Below are 7,265 nucleotides of genomic sequence, written 5' to 3' on the forward strand. Positions count from 1 at the left end.
CTGATGGTGGCGGATAACACTTTTACGGGAAGTAAGCACGATGGAGTTGCCGTCACTGGCAATAGTGCCCCCACCATTCGCAACAACTACTTCTATGAAAACGGGGGCAATGGGATTACGATTTACGGGACTTCCCGACCGGAAGTGCGGGAGAACGTGTTTGAAAATACGGGATTTGGCATTAGTATCGGTCATAATGCTGCCCCGCAGCTAATTGCCAATCGCATCAGTGGCAACAAAGATGGGGTCGTCGTAGAAACCAAGGCAACACCTGTTCTCCGGAATAATATTATTGAAAATAACGCTCGTTACGGGTTAGTGGCAGTTTCCCAAGCCCGTCCTGATTTAGGAACTGCTGGCGAACCGGGCGGCAATATTTTTCGTGCCAATGGTCTATTGGACATTAACACCAAGGCTTCGAGCCAGGAGATTCCTGCCTATGGGAATGAGATTACTGCCAAAACGGCAGGACGCATTGACCTGACGGGCATGGCTATCCCACCCACCTCGCTTGTAGAGGCTCCCATTGCCAGCGGGCTTCTGAAGCCGCTTCCCACCGCTTCCCTGCCGCCACAGGAAGCCCTGGCACCGATTCAGCCAGTAGCGAGGAATGGTGGAAGTTCTCAATCTTTGCCACTCCTCTCTAACCGCCCGAACTCAGAGATTTTAACTCCAGTACAATCGGTACCCACTGACAGCACCGGGATTAAAATTTCCGTTCAACCGCCTGCCCCAACCTCTCAGCGAGCAAGAACGTCAGCTTACGGATTACCAACATTGCAGCCTCCGGTGGTGCCTGCGGTGGTGTCGCCAGTAGTGCCGCCCCAGCAGCCCAGAGCGACAGCGTCTCCCTTACCGATATCGCCTGTGCCCCAGACTGCACCCCTAGAAATTCCCGCGCCGCCTCCGGTTGCTCGGTCGCCGTTGCCGACTTCCCGGTCGCCCAGAGCGACGACATTACCAGCGCTACCGTCGTCAGCTTCTACATTACCGGCGCTACCGTCATCCACCCCGTCTCAACCGTCGCCTGCCCCCCGGACTCTGGACTTCGGGGTAGCACCACAGGAGCCTCTCCAAGCTTCGGCCTCCTCCGATTTACTGCCAGTGCCGAGTCCTGATGTTCCTTTGGGGAATATCGGCAACAGTCGGGCTGCTAGCGGGAGAGTGCCCCGCCGAGCGGGAGGTAGTCAACAGGCTCTAGGTTTGCGTTATCGGGTTGTGGTGGAGGCTCAAAATTCGCGCCAAGAGGCTTTAGTGCGATCGCTTGCACCCGATGCTTTCCGCACGCGCTCCAACGGTCGGACGGTGATGCAGGCGGGAGCTTTTAGCACTCGCGATCGCGCTTTGGAAATGCAGCAAATGCTCAACACGAAAGGTTTAGCAGCCACGATTGAGTCAAGGAATTAATATTGTTTGTCAGGGGTTGATGGTTAATTGTCCGTTGTCATTGACCCCGGATGATTACCCACGACCCAATGTTCTACAGTTGGTTATTTTGACCCGTAATCATTCTTAGCTCAGACCGTTATGCCAAGAGATGAGTCGCTCTCTCGAAGCTTGATGCTAATTTGTTTTGGAACAGCGGTGGTGTTGTTCTCAGTTTCTAGGCGGACAAGTTCTTCAAGGGTGACGACCGTCAGCTTGGATTCCCCGATTCGGAGTCAGCGCCAAGTCGGCAAGTTGGCAAGTTGGCAGCTTGGAGACTTGTGGAGTAAAAATCGATCTTCAAATAGCCGCTCAACCGCTCGGGAATATTCAGTGCTAGAAACCGCTCAGGCGGCATCCGCTTGGCAATCGCATCTCGTTGTCGATTTGAGCGATCGCCTGGTTTATGTTTACCGTGACGATCGGCTGCAAGCCAGTTACCCCGTAGCGGTGGGGCAGTTAGGTTGGGAAACGCCCACGGGTTCGTTTCAAGTTTTGCAAATGAACCAAAATCCGGCGTGGCGTCAACCGATTACGGGTGAAGTTATCCCATCTGGGGCGAATGATAATCCCTTAGGCGATCGCTGGATTGGTTTTTGGTCGGATGGGCGTCATCAAATTGGGTTTCACGGCACCAACGAAGAACACCTGATCGGGCAAGCAGTCTCCCACGGCTGCTTGCGAATGCGAAATCAAGATATTCGGATGCTTTATCAGCAGGTCGCGAAAGGGACACTCGTACTGGTTCGCAGGTAGGAGGGAAAAGTTTTGAGTTTTGAGTTCTGAATTAATCACTCAAAACTCAAAATTCATCATTTATAACTCTTCCATTATTCGTTGCTATGGTTACTGGATTGAGGTTCAAAGCTAGGTGCGTAGGTTTGGAGTAAGGAACTCACCTGCTTGAACACGTCGCTGTCGTTCGCTTTGCTGAGCGCTTGCCGTTCTGGGAAAAATTCGGGACGATCCAGATTCCGGGCGATCGCTTCGCTCACTTGCTGGGTAATCAGCTCTTGAAGTTCATCCTTTGCCCGCATTCGCTGATAGCTAGCACCTTCCTCCGTCGTGGCATACAGCGGAGGCAAGCGATTGAGCGCGTAGGCGGCAATATCGCCGACATCTAGAACGCGATCGCTGGTTGCCTCAATTTCTGCGACTCTGGCGATCGCTTCCGTCAGCACCAACTCTTCCATGACATTGATGAACTGTTTTCGAGGAACTGCAACCACTTCCCCAGTTAACAGTGCGCCCATCAGACGGTCTAGAGCCATGTATTCTTCAATCGAAAGCTCAGAAGCCGTGTCACAGATGCGCCCCACCTCTGCTTCCATCGCTGGCGTCAGATAACCATCCTGCAGGGCTTGTTCAACAATTTTTTCAATACTCATCTAAAAATCCTGCTGGATACCCCATCCAAACTGTTTTGGTTGGCTAGGAAAGCGAGGCAGGGATTACCGCTTCCCTAAAAGTGCGTGCCCGTTTTCGAGTGTTGATACGCCCTCAACGAAGCCGAAACCTGCGTTGATGTCTTTTCGCCCATGCCCACTCATCTATCCTGGCATAACCAGCGCCTCAAAATACGCAAAACTACGCAGGCTTAACATCAGTCGGTTAGCGAACTAACAATATTGCTTTGACAGTGGGAATTTTCGGGATTTTTCCCAAAGGCTATTCAACATTTACGCTTCTCAGATGACTATCTACAATCCCCGTCCGCAAAGCTTTCGCTTCGGAAAAGCCTACACTAGCTCTCGGTGGGATAGTCGAAGACATTGAAAAATGCTTCGCAATCTCGTTTCGGAGAGGCAACCCTGCCACAATCTTTCCTCAATACAACACCAAATACATTAAAACCTAAAAAAATTCATCAAAACTTCAAAAAACCTCATTCAACTCCTTGAGTTCTCCAAGGTACTGGGTCTACGGCAAGACTATTGACATACAATCCCCAATGTAAGTGAGGACCCGTTGAAGCTCCCGTTGAACCAATTGCCCCAATCACCTGTCCCGCTTTTACAAAATCCCCTTCCTTGACATCAATCCGGCTCAAGTGCATAAAAATACTGGTGACGCCTTGACCGTGATCTACCCCAATTACATTTCCGTGAACTCGGAAACCCTGAGCAACCCGTCCCACCAGCGCCACTCTTCCCGATGCTGGTGCTGTTACCGGCGAACCATACCCACCCGCGTAGTCAACCCCGCGATGGTAGTAGTCATTTGCAAACTTGCCATTGTAGTAACGGCGAACCCCGTAAATACTGGTGATGCTACCTCGGTTCGGCTTGAGAAAAGGACCATTCCAGAACTTTTGCGGCGTCACCAAATTTTTAAAAGCTGCCACGCGGTTGAGTTCAAATTGGGTTGCTGATTGTCCGGCTTTTCCGGGGGGTAGGGTAATCCGTTGCACCGGGAAATTGCGCGATCGCAATGGCAACGACAGGTTTTTGACTTCCCCATCACCAGCAACCCGAATTTGTAGCGTTCCCGGCTTGTCTAAAGGCGTTGTCGGTAGCAAGACTCGAAAGCGATTTTGACCGAGGGAAAACGCCCGGTAAGTCTTCTGTTTGAAAGAAACCGTGGGACTCTGCGAACCAGGAGAGTCCGTCTGAATCACGACCGAGAGCGTATCCCCAAGCTGGGGATTGTTGGGTGCCACCTGTACCTGCAAAGCTTTGACAGGCAAAGCAGTAGAAACTAAAAAAGCAAAAGGCAACAGAAAGAATTCTTTGTTTTTACGGTTCGCTTTGGACTTTTGACTGGACAAGAGTGTAGAAACCAGCCGCCGGTCATGGCGAGATTGAAGCAGAGTCTTAAGCGACATCACAGGCAATTTTCTCCGAGCCAGTAATTGACAAAGCGTCTATGACCTTGTCTATGACCTTTATTACTAGCGGATAGACTATCACCTTGCCTGGACTGTTTCCACCGCCTTTCCTCAATTGATCCCAGTTGCCCAATAGAAACCTGAGGCAATGGCGTTAGCACAGTCCATAAAACTCTGTATTCTAAGTTTATATACCTTTATACTTGTTCTCATAAAACAAACTTGTGCAAGAAGACTTTAGACTGATTGTTGACTTAGTATCTGTTTTGGCAGCAGCAGCCGTTGGTGGAGTGGTATCAGCGCTGCTGCGGCAACCTGCCTTACTGGGTTATATCGTCGGCGGAATCGTCGTTGGGCCTGCGGGGTTGGGACTGATTAAAGAATTGGTTCAGATAGAAACCCTGGCTCAATTTGGTGTCGCCTTTTTGTTGTTCGCCTTGGGCGTTGAGTTTTCGTTTGCGGAATTAAAAAAAGTTAAAGGCATCGCCTTGGGTGGAGGCGGACTCCAGATTGCCCTGACAATTGCAGTCACGGTTGCAGTCTGTGGACTCACTGGAGCGTGGGGTACCTTACCAGCGAAGGGTGTCTTCCTGGGGGCAATTCTGTCTTTGTCTTCAACCGCAATTGTCTTTAAGTGTCTGATGGAGCGAAATGAGACGGGGACGCCTCACGCTCAGGTGATGCTGGGGATTTTGGTGGTACAGGATTTGGCATTGGGGTTGATGCTGGCTGTCTTGCCAGCGCTGGATCAACCGCCAGAAGCGATTGGCAAGGCTGTGGCTTTAGCGCTGTTACAGATTGGGTTATTTGCGGCTGTAGCTGTGGCAGCAGGCATCTGGCTGATTCCTCCCTTGCTGCGCCTCTTGGCTCGAACGGAAAGCCGGGAGTTGTTTCTATTGGGCGTGGTGGCGCTGTGTTTGGGAATTGCGTTGCTTACGGAGGCATTGGGTCTTTCGATTGAAATGGGGGCATTTGTCGCCGGGTTAATGATTTCGGAGGTGGAATACGCCGACCAAACCCTGACTTATGTGGAGCCGTTGCGGGATGTGTTTGCAGCGCTGTTTTTTGCGGCGATTGGGATGCTCATCGACCCGATTTTCCTGTGGAACAACCTAGAGTTAATTCTGGGGCTGGTTTTACTGGTTTTTGTCGGCAAGTTTTTGATTGTGACGCCGATTGTTAGAGCGTTTGGCTATCCGCTGAAAACTGCGGTAATTGCTGGTTTGGGGTTAGCTCAAATTGGAGAATTTTCGTTTGTTCTAGCCAGTGAAGGACAAGCTTTGGGGCTGGTTTCTCGGCGGGTTTACTTGCTGATTTTGGGCACGACTGCGGTGACGCTGGTACTGACGCCTTTTGTGATGCGGCTGGTGCCAAAATTGTTGGAGTTGCCTTGGCTGAAGCCATATCTAGATCCGGTGGATGACCCGATGGAAGTGGCGGTAGATGCGCCTTTGCAAAATCATGTGGTGGTCTGCGGTTATGGACGGGTGGGACGGAATCTGATCAAACTGGTGCAGGAGCATAACTATCCAGTGGTAGTGATTGACCAGTCGGAAAGCCGGATTCAGCAGTTAAGAGAAGCAGAAGTTTCTTATGTTTATGGCAATGCGGTGAGTTTGCACGTACTGGAAGCTGCGGGGGTAGATAAGGCGAAGGGGATGGCGATCGCGCTTCCCGATCCGATGAGTACCCGCCTTTGCCTCAAACGTGCCTTAGAATTGGCTCCGGATCTGGATATTGTCGTTCGCGCTAACCACAACAACGATATCGAACTGCTTTATCAGCTGGGGGCGCGGGAGGTGGTGCAACCGGAGTTTGAAGCCAGTTTGGAACTAGCGGCGCATCTATTAGCCGGTAGTGGATTGCCGACATGGCAGATTCAGAAGGAAATGCAGCAAATTCGCAATAGCCATTACTTAGCATTGCGTCCAGAGCGATCGCCTTCGGAGATTGCTCATGACTTACAAATTGCCACTGCCGAAATGAATAGCAAGTGGTATTCCCTCCCGCCCAACTCTCCCCTGATTGGGATGACGCTACAGGAGACGGATATGCGCCGATTGACGGGTGTCACTTTGATGGCAATTCGGCGAACTGGTGGGGAAGAAGTGGACTATCCAGACAAGCAAACTTCTCTGGAAGTGGGCGATCGCCTCTTGGTGGTGGGAGAATCCAACGAACAAGCTGCTTTTAATCAACTGGCAAACGGTGAAGTGGCAATCCCAAGCCAAACCGCTCCCTGTCAGTGGTTGCAGGTTCCCGAGTCCAGCCCTGTTGCCGGTAAGCCTCTCTCTGAGCTGCATATTCGCCGCCAGTACGGGGTGCAAGTGCAAGCAATTCGGCGAGATGGCAAGTTCATCCGCTTTCCGGGGGGCGATACCGAGCTGCAAGCGGGCGATCAGCTGCTCTTATGCGGCGGCAGTTTTCCCCTCAATCAAGTGCAACAGTTGTTGGCACCCGAATCTGAGCCTCCGGTTTTCCCTGTCCCTACGCTCAACGTGCCAGTAAGCGAAGCGATGCAAGAGCATCTTCCCTCTGATAATCAGCGAACAGGCGAATCAAGGTAATCGGTCATTGGGGAAGTGATTCCCGATTCCCGATTCCCAATTACTTTGGCTGCACATAAGCGATCGCGTGTCGCCAAACCAGCGTTTGCTGATTCGATTCATCTTGTAGACAAATACAGTTCTGATCTTGCCAACGCAGTTTACCAACGAGTACATCGTTCGTGAGGAGTTTCAGTTCAACCCTTTGTCCCTCTTTCACAAATGTTTGGACGAGACGAGTGCTTGGTAAGCCTGTTTCCAGTTCAGTTGTCATAATGCAAGATTTTTCCTAATGCGAATTGCCAGATTTCAGGATTGAAGGACTGCCATTAACCATTACCCATTCCATAGTTTATGCTAATCGAAAATTGCGAATCGAAGGATTGCTAAATGGGAATCGAGTTTACTAAGTATCACGGACTGGGAAACGATTTCATTCTGATTGACAATCGTTCCTCATCAGAACC

General features: G+C 51.0%; 6 protein-coding genes. 3 read left to right on the top strand and 3 right to left on the bottom strand.

What is annotated here, in order from left to right:
• On the top strand, window positions 1-1,407 hold a 1,407-nt coding region (locus H6F50_RS02955), incomplete at its 5' end, for a right-handed parallel beta-helix repeat-containing protein (RefSeq protein ID WP_190426140.1).
• 120 nt (window positions 1,408-1,527) lie between these two features.
• Window positions 1,528-2,181 carry a L,D-transpeptidase gene (locus tag H6F50_RS02960; protein WP_199291958.1) on the top strand — a complete coding sequence of 218 codons (654 nt, stop codon included), beginning with the start codon at window positions 1,528-1,530 and terminating at the stop codon, window positions 2,179-2,181.
• 74 nt (window positions 2,182-2,255) lie between these two features.
• Here H6F50_RS02960 and H6F50_RS02965 read toward each other — a convergent pair whose 3' ends face one another.
• Both H6F50_RS02965 and H6F50_RS02970 read right to left on the bottom strand, forming a co-directional pair.
• Window positions 2,256-2,813, bottom strand: a complete 558-nt coding sequence (locus tag H6F50_RS02965) for a late competence development ComFB family protein (RefSeq protein ID WP_190414972.1) — start codon at window positions 2,811-2,813, stop codon at window positions 2,256-2,258.
• Between the two features lie 497 nt (window positions 2,814-3,310).
• Window positions 3,311-4,249, bottom strand: coding sequence for a M23 family metallopeptidase (locus tag H6F50_RS02970; RefSeq protein WP_190426143.1), 939 nt, complete (start codon window positions 4,247-4,249; stop codon window positions 3,311-3,313).
• 227 nt (window positions 4,250-4,476) lie between these two features.
• On the opposite strand from H6F50_RS02970, the gene H6F50_RS02975 reads away from it, so the two are divergent.
• Window positions 4,477-6,819 carry a cation:proton antiporter gene (locus H6F50_RS02975; protein ID WP_190426146.1) on the top strand — a complete coding sequence of 781 codons (2,343 nt, stop codon included), beginning with the start codon at window positions 4,477-4,479 and terminating at the stop codon, window positions 6,817-6,819.
• Window positions 6,820-6,859: 40 nt separating this feature from the next.
• On the opposite strand, the gene H6F50_RS02980 is transcribed toward H6F50_RS02975, so the two are convergent.
• Window positions 6,860-7,072 (bottom strand): RNA chaperone Hfq, encoded by a 213-nt coding sequence (locus H6F50_RS02980; RefSeq protein WP_190414975.1) that lies wholly within the window; start codon window positions 7,070-7,072, stop codon window positions 6,860-6,862.
• Between the last annotated feature and the right edge of the window lie 193 nt (window positions 7,073-7,265).

Source organism: Coleofasciculus sp. FACHB-712 (assembly GCF_014695635.1).
Taxonomy (GTDB): domain Bacteria; phylum Cyanobacteriota; class Cyanobacteriia; order Cyanobacteriales; family FACHB-T130; genus FACHB-T130.

Bases quoted from the DNA above. Each gene is read 5' to 3' on its own strand.
- H6F50_RS02965 (WP_190414972.1), bottom strand. From the start codon at position 2,813: ATGAGTATTGAAAAAATTGTTGAACAAGCCCTGCAGGATGGTTATCTG.
- H6F50_RS02970 (WP_190426143.1), bottom strand. From the start codon at position 4,249: ATGTCGCTTAAGACTCTGCTTCAATCTCGCCATGACCGGCGGCTGGTT.
- H6F50_RS02980 (WP_190414975.1), bottom strand. From the start codon at position 7,072: ATGACAACTGAACTGGAAACAGGCTTACCAAGCACTCGTCTCGTCCAA.
- H6F50_RS02960 (WP_199291958.1), top strand. From the start codon at position 1,528: ATGCCAAGAGATGAGTCGCTCTCTCGAAGCTTGATGCTAATTTGTTTT.